Annotated in this window: 1 protein-coding gene; it reads right to left on the bottom strand. The window is 48.2% G+C overall.

Annotated elements, in window-relative coordinates:
* Nucleotides 1-61: 61 nt before the first annotated feature.
* The coding region (locus tag ACFIO5_RS12970) for a hypothetical protein (RefSeq protein ID WP_375705628.1) at nt 62-251 on the bottom strand (190 nt) is incomplete at its 5' end.

Genomic DNA, 251 nt, shown 5'->3' with positions numbered 1-251 from the left:
TATCACTCCACCACCTTTTTAAGAATAACATCCTAGAACCTTTCTTTCAGAGCATCCCGCCTCAAACAGCCCTCACACCTCCCCAATGCCCCCAGAACAGATCCTCCTCGAGAAGCTCTTTTCCAAAAACCTCCTCACACCTCATCAGCGCTCCTCTTGATGAGCACAAAGTGCTCCTTATCCGCAAGCTTTTCTCAGCACTCTGAGCGACTGAGAGAAAATATACAAAATACCGCCCACCCCTCAAAACA

This window comes from Bartonella sp. AA86SXKL, assembly GCF_042196885.1.
Note: the sequence above shows the minus strand (reverse complement) of the source record. Positions and strands in the feature narration are given on the sequence as shown.